Annotated in this window: 13 protein-coding genes and 1 tRNA gene; all 14 read right to left on the bottom strand. The window is 62.3% G+C overall.

The window, feature by feature from the left end; translation table 11 throughout:
• Positions 1 to 149: GTP-binding protein (locus AC1DMY_RS20750; protein WP_240732659.1), on the bottom strand; the 149-nt coding region annotated here is incomplete at its 3' end.
• 47 nt (positions 150 to 196) lie between these two features.
• A complete protein-coding gene (gene fusA, locus AC1DMY_RS20745; RefSeq protein ID WP_477166741.1) occupies positions 197 to 2,314 on the bottom strand; it encodes an elongation factor G in 2,118 nt (705 codons plus the stop codon).
• A 33-nt stretch (positions 2,315 to 2,347) separates the two neighbouring features.
• The gene (rpsG, locus tag AC1DMY_RS20740) at positions 2,348 to 2,815 is read right to left on the bottom strand and encodes a 30S ribosomal protein S7 (RefSeq protein ID WP_102305037.1); all 468 of its coding nucleotides are present in this window, start codon (positions 2,813 to 2,815) and stop codon (positions 2,348 to 2,350) included.
• Positions 2,816 to 2,827: 12 nt separating this feature from the next.
• Complete coding sequence (gene rpsL / locus AC1DMY_RS20735) at positions 2,828 to 3,202, bottom strand: 30S ribosomal protein S12 (RefSeq protein ID WP_121881674.1); 375 nt, start codon at positions 3,200 to 3,202, stop codon at positions 2,828 to 2,830.
• A 178-nt stretch (positions 3,203 to 3,380) separates the two neighbouring features.
• A complete protein-coding gene (gene rpoC, locus AC1DMY_RS20730) occupies positions 3,381 to 7,595 on the bottom strand; it encodes a DNA-directed RNA polymerase subunit beta' (RefSeq protein WP_477166740.1) in 4,215 nt (1,404 codons plus the stop codon).
• Between the two features lie 89 nt (positions 7,596 to 7,684).
• Positions 7,685 to 11,842 (bottom strand): DNA-directed RNA polymerase subunit beta, encoded by a 4,158-nt coding sequence (rpoB, locus tag AC1DMY_RS20725; protein WP_477166739.1) that lies wholly within the window; start codon positions 11,840 to 11,842, stop codon positions 7,685 to 7,687.
• Between the two features lie 206 nt (positions 11,843 to 12,048).
• A complete protein-coding gene (rplL, locus tag AC1DMY_RS20720; RefSeq protein ID WP_477166738.1) occupies positions 12,049 to 12,420 on the bottom strand; it encodes a 50S ribosomal protein L7/L12 in 372 nt (123 codons plus the stop codon).
• A 46-nt stretch (positions 12,421 to 12,466) separates the two neighbouring features.
• Positions 12,467 to 13,000: a 50S ribosomal protein L10 gene (rplJ, locus tag AC1DMY_RS20715; RefSeq protein WP_441605560.1), complete on the bottom strand. Its 534-nt coding sequence runs from the start codon at positions 12,998 to 13,000 to the stop codon at positions 12,467 to 12,469.
• Positions 13,001 to 13,338: 338 nt separating this feature from the next.
• Positions 13,339 to 14,046, bottom strand: coding sequence for a 50S ribosomal protein L1 (gene rplA / locus AC1DMY_RS20710; RefSeq protein ID WP_121881684.1), 708 nt, complete (start codon positions 14,044 to 14,046; stop codon positions 13,339 to 13,341).
• Positions 14,047 to 14,049: 3 nt separating this feature from the next.
• A complete protein-coding gene (gene rplK / locus AC1DMY_RS20705) occupies positions 14,050 to 14,478 on the bottom strand; it encodes a 50S ribosomal protein L11 (RefSeq protein WP_046973296.1) in 429 nt (142 codons plus the stop codon).
• A gap of 273 nt (positions 14,479 to 14,751) precedes the next feature.
• Positions 14,752 to 15,312, bottom strand: a complete 561-nt coding sequence (gene nusG, locus AC1DMY_RS20700) for a transcription termination/antitermination protein NusG (RefSeq protein ID WP_441605561.1) — start codon at positions 15,310 to 15,312, stop codon at positions 14,752 to 14,754.
• 9 nt (positions 15,313 to 15,321) lie between these two features.
• The gene (secE, locus tag AC1DMY_RS20695) at positions 15,322 to 15,717 is read right to left on the bottom strand and encodes a preprotein translocase subunit SecE (protein ID WP_046973294.1); all 396 of its coding nucleotides are present in this window, start codon (positions 15,715 to 15,717) and stop codon (positions 15,322 to 15,324) included.
• A gap of 81 nt (positions 15,718 to 15,798) precedes the next feature.
• A tRNA-Trp gene (locus AC1DMY_RS20690) sits at positions 15,799 to 15,874 on the bottom strand.
• A gap of 139 nt (positions 15,875 to 16,013) precedes the next feature.
• A partial coding sequence (locus AC1DMY_RS20685) for an EF-Tu C-terminal domain-related protein (RefSeq protein ID WP_477166124.1) occupies positions 16,014 to 16,178 on the bottom strand: 165 nt, incomplete at its 5' end.

Raw genomic sequence — 16,178 nt, 5'->3', positions numbered from 1 at the left:
ATCGCGTCATACGCCTTGAATTCGCCACCGAAGCGCTCTGCGCCGACCTTGGTCAGTGCAGCCGTCAGCGTCGTCTTGCCGTGGTCCACGTGACCAATCGTGCCGACGTTGACGTGCGGCTTGGTGCGTTCGAATTTACCCTTTGCCATGACTAAAACCTCTAAAAAAGAACGGTAGTTGGAGGAAGAAAGCCTTATCAGGCCTTCTTCATGACCTGCTCAGCGATGTTGTTCGGCGCTTCAGCGTAGTGGTCGAACTCCATCGTAAAGGTGGCGCGACCCTGGGTCAGCGAACGAATGGTCGTCGCATAACCGAACATCTCGCCCAGCGGGACCATCGCGTTGATGGTCTTGCCCGACGGCGTGTCGTCCTGGCCCTGAAGCAGGCCACGACGGCGGCTCAGATCGCCCATCACGTCGCCGACGTAGTCTTCCGGCGTCACGACTTCGACCTTCATGATCGGCTCGAGCAGCACCGGCGACGCCTTCGCGAAGCCCTGCTTGAACGCCATCGACGCGGCGAGCTTGAACGCCATTTCCGACGAGTCGACGTCATGGTACGAACCGAAGACCAGCTTGACCTTCACGTTCACCACCGGGAAGCCAGCCAGCGGACCACTGGTGATGGTTTCGCGCAGACCCTTTTCGACCGACGGGATGAATTCCTTCGGAATCACGCCGCCCGTGATGTCGTTGATGAACAGGAAGTCGTTCTTGACGTCCGTGCTCTTGCGGTCTTCTTCGGTCATCGGCGACAGCTCGATCACCACGTGACCGTACTGACCCTTACCACCGGACTGCTTGGCGTGCTTGTAATCCGACTTGACGTCCGACGAACGAATCGTCTCGCGGTAGGCGACCTGCGGCTTGCCGACGTTCGCCTCGACGTTGAATTCGCGGCGCATGCGGTCCACCAGGATGTCCAGGTGAAGCTCGCCCATGCCCGAGATGATGGTCTGACCCGACTCTTCGTCCGTACGAACGCGGAACGACGGATCTTCCGCGGCCAGACGGCCGAGGGCGATGCCCATCTTTTCCTGGTCCGACTTGGTCTTCGGCTCCACCGCCATCGAAATCACCGGCTCCGGGAACGTCATACGCTCCAGAGTGATGATGTGATCCTGCGAGCACAGCGTGTCACCGGTCGTCACGTCCTTCAGGCCGACCGCTGCGGCGATATCGCCAGCGCGGACTTCCTTCAGTTCCTGACGCTCGTTGGCGTGCATCTGCAGGATGCGGCCGATGCGCTCCTTCTTGGACTTGACCGGGTTGTACACCTGGTCGCCCGCGTTGAGCGTGCCGGAGTAGACGCGGAAGAACGTGAGCGAACCCACGAACGGGTCGGTCATGATCTTGAACGCGAGCGCGGAGAACGGCGCGGCGTCGTCGGCCTTGCGCGTAGCTTCGTTCTCGTCTTCGTCCAGACCGGCGACCGGCGGACGGTCGATCGGCGACGGCAGCAGATTGACCACCGCGTCGAGCATCGCCTGCACGCCCTTGTTCTTGAAGGCGGTACCGCAGAAGACCGGAATGATTTCGCTGGCCAGCGTGCGCGCACGCAGACCGCCGATGATTTCTTCCTCGGTCAGCTCGCCGCCTTCCAGGTACTTGTTCATCAGCTCTTCGGACGCTTCGGCGGCCGACTCAACCATGTACGCGCGGGCTTCGGCGGACTTGTCCGCCAGATTGGCCGGGATCTCGGCGTACTCGAACTTCATGCCCTGGGACTCCATGTCCCACACGATCGCCTTCATCTTGAGCAGGTCGACCACGCCCTCGAAGTTGTCTTCGGCGCCAATCGGCACCTGCATCGGCACCGGGTTGGCACCCAGGCGAGCCTTCAGCTGGTCGACCACCTTGTAGAAGTTCGCGCCAGTGCGGTCCATCTTGTTGACGAACGCGAGGCGCGGCACCTTGTACTTGTTGGCCTGACGCCAGACAGTTTCAGACTGCGGCTGCACACCACCCACCGCGCACAGCACGAACACCGCGCCGTCGAGCACGCGCAGCGAACGCTCCACTTCGATGGTGAAGTCGACGTGTCCAGGGGTGTCGATGATGTTGAAGCGGTGCTCGGGCAAGGAACGATCCATGCCCTTCCAGAACGCCGTCGTTGCCGCCGACGTAATGGTGATGCCGCGCTCCTGCTCCTGCTCCATCCAGTCCATCGTTGCTGCACCGTCGTGCACCTCGCCAATCTTGTGACTGACGCCGGTGTAGAACAGGATGCGCTCCGTGGTGGTGGTCTTGCCGGCATCGATGTGAGCCATGATGCCGAAGTTGCGGTAGCGCTCGATAGGAGTGGTGCGTGCCACGGTCTTAACCTCTGAAAGTTCTAGCTGTACTGCTTACCAGCGGTAATGCGAGAAGGCCTTGTTGGCCTCTGCCATACGATGCGTCTCTTCGCGCTTCTTGATCGCGCCACCGCGATTTTCCGAAGCTTCGAGCAACTCGGCGGCCAGCTTGCGCGGCATCGAGGTCTCGCCGCGCTTGCGGGCGGAGTCGATGGCCCAGCGCATGGCGAGCGCCATACGGCGACCCGGACGCACTTCGACCGGCACCTGGTAGGTGGCGCCGCCGACTCGGCGGGACTTCACCTCAACCGCCGGAGCGATGTTGTTGAGCGCCTTTTCGACCAGCTGCACCGGCTCGGCGTTCTTTTCGCCGAGGTGGGCAAGCGCGCCGTAGACGATGCTTTCTGCGACCGACTTCTTGCCGCTCTTCATCACCATGTTGATGAAGCGGGCGATCAGCTGGCTGCCGTGCTTGGGATCCGGCAGGATCAGACGGGCGGGATGTGAACCTTTACGCGACATGTTGGAAGTCCTTTACTTCTTCGGGCGCTTGGCGCCGTACTTGGAGCGCGACTGGCGGCGCTTGGTGACACCGGCGCAGTCGAGACTGCCGCGGACCGTGTGGTAACGCACACCCGGCAGATCCTTGACGCGACCGCCGCGGATCAGGACCACGGAGTGCTCCTGCAGGTTGTGGCCTTCGCCACCGATGTAGCTGATGACTTCGTAGCCGTTCGTCAGGCGCACCTTGGCAACCTTACGCAGCGCCGAGTTCGGCTTCTTCGGGGTGGTGGTATAGACGCGCGTGCAGACGCCACGACGCTGCGGGCTGTTCTGCAAAGCCGGCGAAGCACTCTTATAGGTCTTCGGGCTGCGGGATTTGCGAACCAACTGGTTGACTGTCGTCATTGAAGCTGTTCCTGAGAAACATAAAGGCAGACCGAACCGGCTCGGTCTGCCAAGAAGCGGGAATTTAACATGGGCAGCCTGTCACAGACAAGCTGACGCCCTGCCGGCCCTGGCCCGAACACGAGGCGCACTCCTTGCGCCTCTTTTCGTATGTCAGCGAGTAAAGCCCGGTGAGGGCTTACTCCACACCAATGTCGCTACCGGTGGTGGCTTCTGCGAAGGAAGCCGATGAAGCGGAGCCGGAAAGAGTTTCGAGCTCCGAGGCGGTAAGACCGCCCTGGCGATGACGCGCTGCGTGATACGCCAGACCCGTACCAGCCGGAATAAGACGGCCGACAATAACATTTTCCTTCAGGCCACGCAAGGTATCGCGCGTGCCGCGGACCGCAGCTTCCGTCAACACTCGGGTGGTTTCCTGGAAGGAAGCCGCCGAGATGAAGGATTCCGTGGCCAACGACGCCTTGGTGATACCCAGCAGCACCGACTGGAATTCAGCCGGACGCTCACCACGGTGGACAGCACGGTCGTTTTCGCCGTTGATGCGAACACGCTCGACCTGCTCACCGCGCAGGTAGTGGCTCTCGCCCGGATCGGTGATCTCAACCTTGCGCAGCATCTGGCGAATGATCGCTTCGATGTGCTTGTCGTTGATCTTCACGCCCTGCAGGCGGTAGACGTCCTGGATTTCCTTGACCAGGTAAGCGGCCAGCGGCTCGACACCCAGCAGGCGCAGGATGTCGTGCGGGCTGGGCTCGCCGTCCACGATGGTTTCGCCCTTCTCCACGTGCTCGCCTTCGAACACGATGACCTGACGCCACTTGGGAATCAGCTCTTCGTGCTCGTTGCCGTCCACGTCCTTGATGATCAGGCGCTGCTTGCCCTTGGTGTCCTTGCCGAAGCTGATCACGCCCGAGCGCTCGGCGAGGATCGCCGGTTCCTTGGGCTTGCGTGCTTCGAACAAGTCGGCCACGCGCGGCAGACCACCCGTGATATCGCGGGTCTTGGAGGTTTCCTGCGGGATACGTGCCACCACGTCGCCCACGCCCACCTGCGCACCGTTCTGGATCGACACGATGGCGCCAGCCGGGAGCATGTACTGCGCCGGCACGTCGGTGCCCGGCAGCTTCAGCTCGCGACCCTTGGCGTCTTCCAGACGCACGATCGGGCGCAGATCCTTGGCGGCCGCACCACGGCGCTTCGGATCGGTCACCACCGCCGACTCCAGGCCGGTCAGTTCGTCGGTCTGGCTCTGCACGGTGATGCCATCGATGAAGTCGATGAAGCGCACCGTACCGGCCACTTCCGACACGATCGGATGGGTATGCGGATCCCAGTTGGCCACGGCCTGGCCAGCCTTGACCGGGTCGCCGTCCTTGACGGCGATGGTGGCGCCGTAAGGCACCTTGTAGCGCTCGCGCTCGCGGCCGTTGGCATCGATGACGCTCACTTCGCCCGAACGCGACACCGCCACCAGGTGACCCTGGTTGTGGTGCACGGTCTTGAGGTTGTTGAACTTCAGCGTGCCGGTGGTCTTCACCGTCACGTTGTCCACGGCAGCAGCACGGGAAGCCGCACCACCGATATGGAAGGTACGCATGGTCAGCTGGGTACCCGGCTCACCGATCGACTGCGCAGCCACCACACCCACGGCCTCACCCATGTTCACCAGGTGACCACGGGCCAGGTCGCGGCCGTAGCACAGGGCGCACACGCCGTGATCGGCGGCGCAGGTGATGGGCGAGCGCACCTTGACCGACTGCACGCCGGCCTTGTCGAGCTTTTCGACCAGGGCTTCGTCCAGCAGGGTGTCGCGGGTGACCAGCGGCTCGTTGTCTTCGCCCGGGCCGTAGACGTCTTCCAGCGCCACACGACCGAGCACGCGGTCGCGCAACGGCTCGACCACGTCGCCGCCTTCAACGATCGGCTGCATGGTCACGCCATTGTCGGTACCGCAGTCGTCGAACGTGATGACCACGTCCTGCGCCACGTCGACGAGACGACGGGTCAGGTAACCGGAGTTAGCCGTCTTCAACGCCGTATCCGCGAGACCCTTACGGGCACCGTGGGTGGAGTTGAAGTACTGCAGCACGTTCAGGCCTTCGCGGAAGTTCGCCTTGATGGGCGTCTCGATGATCGAGCCGTCCGGGCGAGCCATCAGGCCGCGCATACCGGCCAGCTGACGAATCTGCGCGACCGAACCACGGGCGCCGGAGTCAGCCATGATGTACAGCGAGTTCATCGACTTCTGGTTGACCGTCTTGCCTTCGGCATCGGTGACCTTCTCGGTACCGATACCGTCGATCATGGCCTTGGCGACCAGTTCGTTGGTGCGCGACCAGATGTCGACGACCTTGTTGTAGCGCTCGCCGGCGGTAACGAGACCGGACTGGTACTGCTCCTGGATCTCGACCACTTCCTTCTCGGCTTCTTCCAGGATCGGCTTCTTCTCGTCGGGGATGATCATGTCATCGATACCGATCGAGATGCCCGCACGGGTGGCGAAGCGGAAGCCGGTGTACATCAGCTGGTCGCCGAAGATCACCGTGTCCTTCAGACCCAGGCGGCGATAGCACTGGTTGATCAGGCGCGAGATGTTCTTCTTGGTCAGCTCGGTATTGGCCAGCGCGAACGGCAGGCCTTCCGGCATGATTTCGAGCAGCAGCGCGCGACCCACGGTCGTGTCCACGATCGAGGTCTGCTCGGTGCGGCCGCCTTCTTCATCGATGTGCACCTGCTTGATGCGCACCTTGACCTTGGCATGCAGCTCGACCGCACGGTTGTCGTAGGCGCGGCGAACTTCGCCGATGCCCGAGAACACCATGCCGTTGCCCTTCGCATTCACCAGCTCGCGGGTCATGTAGTACAGGCCAAGGACGACGTCCTGGGTCGGCACGATGATCGGCTCGCCGTTGGCGGGCGACAGGATGTTGTTGGTCGCCATCATCAGGGCGCGCGCTTCGAGCTGCGCCTCGATCGACAGCGGCACGTGGACAGCCATCTGGTCACCGTCGAAGTCGGCGTTGAACGCCGTACACACGAGCGGATGCAGCTGGATGGCCTTGCCTTCGATCAGCTTCGGCTCGAATGCCTGGATGCCGAGACGGTGCAGCGTCGGTGCACGGTTGAGCATCACGGGATGCTCGCGGATCACCTCTTCGAGGATGTCCCACACCTGGCCTTCTTCGCGCTCAACCAGCTTCTTGGCAGCTTTGATCGTGGTGGCTTCACCACGAGCCTGCAGCTTGGCGAAGATGAAGGGCTTGAACAGCTCAAGCGCCATCTTCTTCGGCAGACCGCACTGGTGCAGACGCAGGGTCGGACCGACCACGATCACCGAACGACCGGAGTAGTCCACGCGCTTGCCGAGCAGGTTCTGGCGGAAGCGGCCCTGCTTGCCCTTGATCATGTCGGCCAGCGACTTCAGCGCGCGCTTGTTCGTGCCGGTAATGGCACGACCGCGACGGCCGTTGTCGAGCAGCGCATCGACCGATTCCTGCAGCATGCGCTTTTCGTTGCGCACGATGATGTCGGGCGCATTGAGTTCGAGCAGGCGACGCAGGCGGTTGTTGCGGTTGATGACGCGACGGTACAGATCGTTCAGATCGGACGTGGCAAAGCGGCCGCCATCGAGCGGCACCAGCGGACGCAGATCCGGCGGCAGCACCGGCAGCACGGTCAGCACCATCCACTCCGGCTTGTTGCCGGATTCGAGGAAGGCTTCGATCAGCTTGACGCGCTTGGTGAGGCGCTTGAGCTTGGTCTCGGAATTGGTCGAGCCAATTTCTTCCTTGAGGCGAATCACTTCGCCCGGCAGGTCGAGCGACTTGAGCAACTCATAGACGGCCTCGGCACCCATGCGGGCGTCAAACTCGTCGCCGTGCTCTTCGACGGCTTCCAGGTACTGGTCTTCGCTGAGCAGCTGACCGCGCTCAAGCGCGGTCAAACCTGGATCGATCACCACGAAGGCTTCGAAGTACAGGATGCGCTCGATGTCACGCAGGGTCATGTCCAGCATCAGGCCGATGCGCGAGGGCAGCGACTTGAGGAACCAGATGTGCGCGGTCGGCGAGGCCAGTTCGATGTGGCCCATGCGCTCACGGCGCACCTTGGCCAGGGTCACTTCCGTGCCGCACTTTTCGCACACGACGCCGCGGTGCTTCATGCGCTTGTACTTGCCGCAGAGGCACTCGTAGTCCTTCACGGGACCGAAGATGGCGGCGCAGAACAGGCCGTCACGCTCAGGCTTGAAGGTGCGGTAGTTGATCGTTTCCGGCTTCTTCACCTCGCCGTACGACCACGAGCGGATCAGCTCCGGCGAAGCCAGAGCGATCTTGATCGCATCGAAGTCAGGCGCGGTGCGCTGCTGGTTGAACAGATTGAGCAAGTCTTTCATGGATGTCTCCGAAGATCGGGAATAGGTAATGGAGAATCAGGAATCGGGAGAACGAGGAACGAAAGCTCGCTCCTCGTCCCCGCCTCAACTCACTTCACTTCTTCCAGATCAATATCGATACCGAGCGAGCGGATTTCCTTCACCAACACGTTGAAGGATTCCGGCATGCCCGCTGCCATCTCGTGGTTGCCGTCGACAATGTTCTTGTACATCTGGTTACGGCCCTGCACGTCATCGGACTTCACCGTCAGCATTTCCTGCAGGGTGTAGGCCGCGCCGTAGGCTTCCAGTGCCCAGACTTCCATTTCGCCGAAGCGCTGGCCGCCGAACTGCGCCTTACCACCCAGCGGCTGCTGCGTGACGAGCGAGTACGGACCAGTCGAACGCGCGTGCATCTTGTCGTCGACCAGGTGGTTCAGCTTCAGGTAGTGCATGTAGCCCACGGTGACCGGGCGATCGAACGCTTCGCCGGTACGGCCGTCGTACAAGGTGGTCTGACCCGATTCCGGCAGATCGGCGAGGCGGAGCATCGCCTTGATCTCGGTTTCCTCGGCACCGTCGAACACCGGCGTTGCCATCGGCACGCCTTCCTGCAGGTTGTTGGCCAGCGCGAAGATTTCTTCGTCGGTCAACGACTTCAGGTCGACATGCTGCACGGCGCCAGCGACGTGGTGGTTGTACACCTGGTCGAGGAACTCGCGGATCTGCGCCACCTTGGCCTGCGCTTCGAGCATCTTCTGGATCTTCTTGCCCAGGCCCTTGGCGGCCCAGCCCAGATGCACTTCCAGAATCTGGCCGATATTCATACGCGAGGGCACGCCCAGCGGGTTCAGCACGATGTCGACCGAGGTACCGTCTTCGGAGAACGGCATGTCCTCCACCGGCACCACGTTGGACACCACACCCTTGTTACCGTGGCGACCGGCCATCTTGTCGCCCGGCTGGATGCGGCGCTTCACGGCCAGGAACACCTTGACCATCTTGAGCACGCCCGGTGCGAGGTCGTCGCCCTGGGTGATCTTGCTCTGCTTTTCCTTGAAGCGCTTGTCGAACTCTTCCTTGTGACGCTTGATCTGATCGGCCGCGCGCTCGAGGAACTCGGTGACGTCCTCTTCCTTCACGTTGATCTTGAACCAGTCGTCCTTCTTCAGGCCGTCCAGGAACGCGTCGGTGATTTCAGCGCCGCGCTTGAGACCCGCCGGACCGCTCATCGCGGTCTTGCCGACGAGCTGGGTGCGCATACGGTTGTAGATCGCGCCTTCGAGGATGCGGAACTGGTCATCAAGGTCCTTGCGGATACGCTTGATTTCCATTTCCTCGATCTGCTTGGCGCGCTTGTCCTTCTCGATGCCGTCGCGGGTGAAGACCTGCACGTCGATGACGGTGCCGTCCATGCCCGGCGGCACGCGCAGCGAGCTGTCCTTCACGTCGGACGCCTTCTCGCCGAAGATCGCGCGCAGCAGCTTCTCTTCCGGGGTCAGCTGGCTTTCGCCCTTGGGCGTGACCTTGCCGACCATGATGTCGCCGGCCTTCACTTCCGCACCGATGTACACGATGCCGGATTCGTCGAGGCGAGCCAGCGCCTGCTCACCCACGTTCGGGATGTCGGCGGTGATTTCCTCGGCGCCCAGCTTGGTGTCACGTGCAATGCAGGACAGCTCCTCGATGTGGATCGAGGTGTAGCGGTCTTCCTGCACGACGCGCTCGGAGAGCAGGATCGAGTCTTCGAAGTTGTAGCCGTTCCACGGCATGAAGGCGATCAGCATGTTCTGGCCGAGCGCGAGCTCGCCCAGGTCGGTCGACGAACCGTCGGCCAGCGTGTCGCCCACCGCCACGATGTCACCCACGTTCACCAGCGGACGCTGGTTGAGGTTGGTGTTCTGGTTGGAGCGGGTGTACTTGGTCAGCGTGTAGATATCGACGCCGGCATCGTTGTCGCCGACTTCCTTCTCGTTCACGCGCACCACGATACGGGCCGCATCGACCTGGTCGATCACGCCGCCGCGCTTGGCGGTGACGATGACGCCCGAGTCACGCGCCACGGCGCGCTCGATGCCGGTACCCACCAGCGGGGTCTGCGAACGCAGGGTCGGCACGGCCTGACGCTGCATGTTCGCGCCCATCAGTGCGCGGTTCGCGTCATCGTGCTCAAGGAAGGGCACGAGTGCGGCAGCCACCGACACGGTCTGCATGGGCGAAACGTCCATGTAGTCGACTTCGGCGGACGGACGCAGCTCGGACTCGCCACGGAAGCGGCAGGACACGAAGTCTTCGACGAACGCGCCATCCTTCAACGGCGAGTTGGCCTGCGCGATCACGTGATCGCCCTCTTCGATCGCCGACAGGTAATCCACCTGGTCGGTGACCTTGCCGCCCACGACCTTGCGGTACGGCGTCTCGAGGAAGCCGTACTGGTTGGTGCGCGCGTACACGGCGAGCGAGTTGATCAGGCCGATGTTCGGGCCTTCCGGCGTTTCAATGGTGCAGACGCGGCCGTAATGGGTCGGATGCACGTCGCGCACTTCGAAGCCGGCGCGCTCGCGCGTCAGGCCGCCTGGGCCCAGCGCCGAGACACGACGCTTGTGCGTCACTTCGGACAGCGGGTTGTTCTGGTCCATGAACTGCGAGAGCTGCGACGAACCGAAGAACTCCTTCACCGCCGCCGCAACCGGCTTGGCGTTGATCAGTTCCTGCGGGGTCAGACCCTCGGACTCGGCCAGCGACAGACGCTCACGCACGGCGCGCTCGACGCGCACCAGGCCGATGCGGAAGGTGTTCTCGGCCATTTCGCCGACCGAACGCACGCGACGGTTACCCAGGTGATCGATATCGTCGACGGTGCCATGACCGTTCTTGATGTCGATCAGCACCTTCAGCACGTCGAGGATGTCGGAGCGGTCGCCCTGTGCGGCAACCAGCTTCTGAGCTTCCTCTTCCTTGCGGTCGGTGAAGTAACGCTTGTCGTACAGCACGCCCGGACCGACGATCTCCTGACGGCCAACACGACGGTTGAACTTCATGCGACCCACGCCCGACAGGTCGTAGCGGTCGAAGGTGAAGAACAGGTTGTAGAACAGGTTCTGCGCGGCATCCTTGGTCGGCGGCTCGCCCGGACGCATCATGCGATAGATTTCCACCAGCGCCTCGAGCGGCGTCTTGGTGTTGTCGATGCGCAGCGTGTGCGAGATGTAGGCACCGCGGTCGAGATCGTTGACGTACAGCGTCGGCACGACTTCGATACCGGCCTTGCGGAAATTCTCCACCTGCTCGGCGGTGATTTCGTCGTTGGCCTGGGCCAGCAGTTCGCCGGTCTTGGGGTCGACCATGTCGATGGCCAGGATGCGGCCGACCGGGTAGTCGTCCGGCACTTCCAGCGCGGTGATGTTTTCCGCGGCCAGCTGGCGCACGTGGCGCGCCGTGATGCGCTTGCCGGCTTCCACCAGCACCTTGTCGCCGATGGTCAGGTCGAAGGTCAGCGTTTCACCGCGCAGACGCTCGGCGACGAGCTCCAGCGTGGTACCGCCCTTCTTGCCCAGGTGGAACACGTTGTGCTCGAAGAAGATGCCGAGCATCTCTTCGTTGGTGTAGCCCAGCGCGCGCAGCAGCACCGTCACCGGCAGCTTGCGGCGACGGTCGATACGGGTGAACAGCGCATCCTTCGGGTCGAACTCGAAGTCGAGCCACGAACCACGGTAAGGAATCACGCGAGCCGAGAACAGCAGCTTGCCCGAGCTGTGCGTCTTGCCGCGGTCGTGATCGAAGAACACGCCCGGCGAACGATGCAGCTGCGAAACGATGACGCGCTCGGTGCCGTTGATGATGAAGGTGCCGGTGTCGGTCATGAGCGGAATTTCGCCCATGTAGACTTCCTGTTCCTTCACGTACTTGACGGCCTTCTTCGACGCCGGGCTGTCCTTGTCATAGATGACCAGGCGCACGGTGACGCGCAGCGGCGCACCGAAGGTCATGCCGCGGTTGCGGCATTCGCGTTCGTCAAAGGCGGGCTCGCCCAGGCGATAGTCGACATACTCAAGCGCGGCGTTACCCGAATAGCTAACAATCGGGAATACTGACTTCAGCGCGGCGTGGAGACCCTTTTCGTCGCGCTGCTTGGGAGCAACGTGCTCCTGCAGGAATTCGCGATAGGAATCGGTCTGGATGGTCAGCAGGTTCGGCACGCCCAGTACAGGGGGACGCTTGCCGAAATCCTTGCGGATGCGCTTCTTCTCGGTAAACGAGTAGGTCATGGTGGGTACCGCCTCGGTTGTGTATTCGATGAATCGGGAGTCGGGAATAGAGAATCGGGAATAGAGAATCGAAAGCTACCCACCTTCAAGGGCTGCTCCCTAATTCCCTATTCCCCATTCCCTGCTTACAACGGGCAAAGCCCGGGGGCTTACGCCCCCAGGCTCGCTTGACGCTAGATCAAACTGACGGCGCGCAAGAGCGCCAATTACTTCAGTTCGACCGTGGCGCCGGCAGCTTCGAGGTCCTTCTTGAACTTCGCAGCGTCTTCCTTCGAAGCGGCTTCCTTCACGACGCCACCGGCTTCGGTCAGGTCCTTCGCTTCCTTCAGGCCCAGGCCCGTGATGGCGCGGACGGCCTTGATCACGTCGACCTTCTTCTCGCCGGCGCTCTTGAGGATCACGTCGAACTCGGTCTGTTCTTCAACAGCCGGGCCAGCAGCGGCCGGGCCGGCGGCCATCATGACCGGGGCGGCGGCGGTGACGCCAAACTTCTCTTCGATGGCCTTCACCAGGTCCATCACTTCCATCAGCGACTTGGCGGCGACGGCTTCAACGATCTGTTCGTTGGTCAGGGACATTTTCATTTACCTCTGGAAATTGATTCGAATGGAACAGTCAACGAACTTAGGCGGGCTCGGCTTCGGCCGGGGCTTCGGCGGCGACGTCGCCACCACCCTGCTGATCGGCCACAGCCTTGACGACGCGGGCGAACATGGTGGCCGGCTCGGCCAACACACGTGCCAACATGGCCAGGGCCTGCTCGCGGGTCGGCAGCGAGGCCAGCACTTCGACGTGGGAGGCGGGATGCAGCTTGCCTTCCACCGACACGAGGCGTGCCTTCAGCTTGTCGTTGCCCTTGGCGAATTCCTTGATCAGGCGACCGGCGGCGCCGGGCTCCTCGGTCGAGAATGCGTACAGCAGCGGACCGGTCAGGGCGTCCTTGACGACCTCGAACTCGGTACCGACCACAGCGCGCGAAGCCAGCGTGTTCTTGACAACTTTCAGGAACACACCCGACTCACGGGCCTTCTTGCGCATCGCGGTCATTTGTTCGACCGTGGTGCCCGCATACTCGGCAGCGACCAAGGAGTGAGCCTTCGCGGCAACTTCTGCCAGTTCGGCGACTACTTCTTGCTTCTGAGAGAGATTCAGAGCCATTTTTCACTCCTCTTATGAATTCCGCTTACGGCTCCTGCCGCTTGCGGTCCTGAGCGACGCCATCCGTGACGTCGGGGATCGCGAGATCCCGGGTGGTGGCCTTTCCAGAAAACATTCCAGAAGGGGCATCACCATCTACGCAGGCCAGATCCGCTAAGGAATCCGATTAAGCGAACCCGCTTGCAACGACGGCGGTTCCTTGCCAACACGAGCTCCCTGCTCGTCGTCGTCGCGCGCTGATCGCGCCTGCGGTCTTTGACGGCGGCCACGGCGTGAGCCATGGCTACCTTCAAAAACTTGCCCATGCCGGCGTTGAGACCGGCATGGGACTTGAAGCCTTACTTGGTCGACACCGTCAGGGTCGACACTTCGACCGGCACGCCAACGCCCATGGTGGACGACAGCGCGATCTTCTGCAGGTACTGACCCTTGGCGGTCGACGGCTTGGCCTTCAGCAGGTCGTTGACCAGGGCGTTCAGGTTGTCCGCCAGCTGGGCAGCGTCGAAGCTGGCCTTGCCGATGGTGGCGTGGATGATGCCCGCCTTGTCGTTACGGAACTTCACCTGGCCGGCCTTGGCGTTCTTGACGGCCGTGGCGACGTCGGCGGTGACCGAGCCGTCCTTCGGGTTCGGCATCAGGCCACGGGGACCGAGCAGCTGACCGAGCTTACCGACCACGCGCATGGCGTCCGGCGTAGCGATGACGCGACCGAAGTCGAGATCGCCAGCCTGCATGCGCTCGGCCAGGTCGTCCATACCGACGGCGTCGGCACCGGCGGCCTTGGCAGCCTCGGCCTTCTCACCGGCCGGCACGAACACGGCGACCTTGATGGTCTTGCCGGTGCCGTGCGGCAGCAGCGAGGAGCCACGCACGCCCTGGTCGGACTTCTTGGCGTCGATGCCGAGGCGGACGGCGACGTCCACGGACTCGGCGAACTTCGCCTTGGCGTTGTCCTTGACGATCTTGAGGGCTTCATCCAGGCCGTAAACCTTGCCCGGCTGCACTGCGGCCTGAGCGGCCTTCAAACGCTTCGTGAGCTTTGCCATGTCTTAACCCTCCACTACCAGGCCCATGCTGCGAGCGCTACCAGCGATGGTGCGCACTGCGGCGTCCAGATCAGCAGCCGTGAGATCCGGCTCCTTCTGCTTCGCAACGTCTTCAAGCTGCTTGCGGGTGATCTTGCCGACCTTGTCGGTGTTGGGCTTGGGCGAACCCTTGGCGACGCCCGTGACCTTCTTGATCAGGATCGTGGCCGGCGGGGTCTTGGTGATGAAGGTGAAGCTACGGTCGGAATATGCCGTGATGATGACCGGGATCGGCATACCCGGCTCCATCTTCTGCGTGGCGGCATTGAACGCCTTGCAGAATTCCATGATGTTCAGGCCGCGCTGACCGAGGGCGGGGCCCACCGGCGGCGACGGGTTGGCCTGACCGGCCTTGACCTGCAGCTTGATATAGCCAGTTACTTTCTTTGCCATTGGATTTTCCTCGCGAGTTCAAGCGCCTTGCGGCTCCTCGCAATGTTGTCGTCCTTGAAGGAGGAAGGTTCGCCATCCCGCGAACCCCAGAAACACGGACACGCCGGGGCTAAAATCCCAGCGTGAACCGCATAATATATAGATTGATCAGTTTTTAAGCAAGCCCCGTGCCGTAGGGTGGCACAGGGGCTCCAGGCGGGCTACGAAATCCGATTTTTCGCTCTATGACAGGCTTTCAGAGCGAAAAGCTTCGCACCCTCTTGTCGAAAAGGCCTAGGCCTTTTCGACCTGGCCAAATTCCAGCTCGACCGGGGTCGAGCGACCGAAAATGAGCACCGCAACGCGCAGGCGGCTCTTTTCGTAATTGACTTCCTCGACCACGCCGTTGAAGTCGTTGAACGGACCCTCGGTGACGCGAACCATCTCACCCGGCTCGAACAGCACCTTGGGCTTGGGCTTCTCGACGCCTTCGCGGACGCGGCTGAGAATCGCATCGGCCTCGGAGTCGCGGATCGGCAACGGGCGGTCGGCGGTACCGCCGATGAAACCCATCACCTTGGGCGTTTCCTTGACCAAGTGCCAGCATTCGTCGTCGATGCGCGGCGCCTTGCCCTCGGTGTCCGTCTCGATCTGCACGAGAACGTAACCCGGGAAGAACTTGCGCTCGCTGCGGCGCTTCTGGCCGCTGCGCATTTCGATGACCTCTTCGGTCGGCACCAGCACTTCGCCGAACCTTTCTTCCATGCCAGCGCGACGGATCCGCTCATCGAGCGAACGCTTCACCTGGTTCTCGAAGCCCGAATAGGCGTGCACCACATACCAACGCTTGCTCATGCCATCACCTCACGTACCAAGCTTGAGCAGCCAGTCGAGCACGACCGACTTCAGGATCAGGTCAATCAGGCCCAACAGGAGCGAAAGAACAACTACAACCACCATGATGATGCCGGTGGTCTTGAGCGTCTCGTCGCGGGTGGGCCAGACCACCTTGCGCATTTCAAATTGCGATTCGCCAAGGAAGGCGCGCACGCGTCGGCCGGGAGCGGTAAACGCACCGATGGCCAACGACAGGACCAGCGCGACGACCACGCCCAGCAGTCGCACCGACTGCGGGATGGAACCGTCACTGCCGAACCACGAATACGCAAAAATGCCGGCAGCCAGCACGATAACGGCTAGCACCAGCTTGGCGATATCGGCGCCAGAGGCGCCCTTGGTCGATTCTGCCTTCGTATTCATGCGACGTGATCGGATGATAGAGACATCGACCGGATTACGGTCTGCATGCCATCCACCACCCGTCGTGGATCCTCGGGAAGATGGCACGCCAGGAGGGACTCGAACCCCCAACCTGCGGTTTTGGAGACCGCTGCTCTGCCAATTGAGCTACTGGCGTATCTAGAAAATGGGTGAAGTCGCTCGCCTTGCTGCCACAAGGTGGCGCCTTTTGGGCGCCTTTCCAGGGGTGGAGCGATCAAACCGCCCCGCCCCGGATCCTTGCGGCCCGCAACGCGGGCGACTTCCCAGTGTACAGCTTACTTGATGACCTTCGCCACCACGCCGGCGCCGACGGTGCGGCCGCCTTCGCGGATGGCGAAACGCAGGCCTTCGTCCATCGCGATCGGGTGGATCAGGCTGACCACCATCTTCACGTTGTCACCCGGCATCACCATTTCCACGCCTTCCGGCAGCTGGCAGGC

Source organism: Dyella sp. 01L423, from assembly GCF_056399945.1.
The sequence above is the reverse complement of the archived record's forward strand: the minus strand, read 5'-3'. Positions and strand labels throughout refer to the sequence as shown.

Bases quoted from the DNA above. Each gene is read 5' to 3' on its own strand.
- rpsG (WP_102305037.1), bottom strand. From the start codon at position 2,815: ATGTCGCGTAAAGGTTCACATCCCGCCCGTCTGATCCTGCCGGATCCC.
- rpsL (WP_121881674.1), bottom strand. From the start codon at position 3,202: ATGACGACAGTCAACCAGTTGGTTCGCAAATCCCGCAGCCCGAAGACC.
- rpoC (WP_477166740.1), bottom strand. From the start codon at position 7,595: ATGAAAGACTTGCTCAATCTGTTCAACCAGCAGCGCACCGCGCCTGAC.
- rpoB (WP_477166739.1), bottom strand. From the start codon at position 11,842: ATGACCTACTCGTTTACCGAGAAGAAGCGCATCCGCAAGGATTTCGGC.
- rplL (WP_477166738.1), bottom strand. From the start codon at position 12,420: ATGTCCCTGACCAACGAACAGATCGTTGAAGCCGTCGCCGCCAAGTCG.
- rplJ (WP_441605560.1), bottom strand. From the start codon at position 13,000: ATGGCTCTGAATCTCTCTCAGAAGCAAGAAGTAGTCGCCGAACTGGCA.
- rplA (WP_121881684.1), bottom strand. From the start codon at position 14,046: ATGGCAAAGCTCACGAAGCGTTTGAAGGCCGCTCAGGCCGCAGTGCAG.
- rplK (WP_046973296.1), bottom strand. From the start codon at position 14,478: ATGGCAAAGAAAGTAACTGGCTATATCAAGCTGCAGGTCAAGGCCGGT.
- nusG (WP_441605561.1), bottom strand. From the start codon at position 15,312: ATGAGCAAGCGTTGGTATGTGGTGCACGCCTATTCGGGCTTCGAGAAC.
- secE (WP_046973294.1), bottom strand. From the start codon at position 15,717: ATGAATACGAAGGCAGAATCGACCAAGGGCGCCTCTGGCGCCGATATC.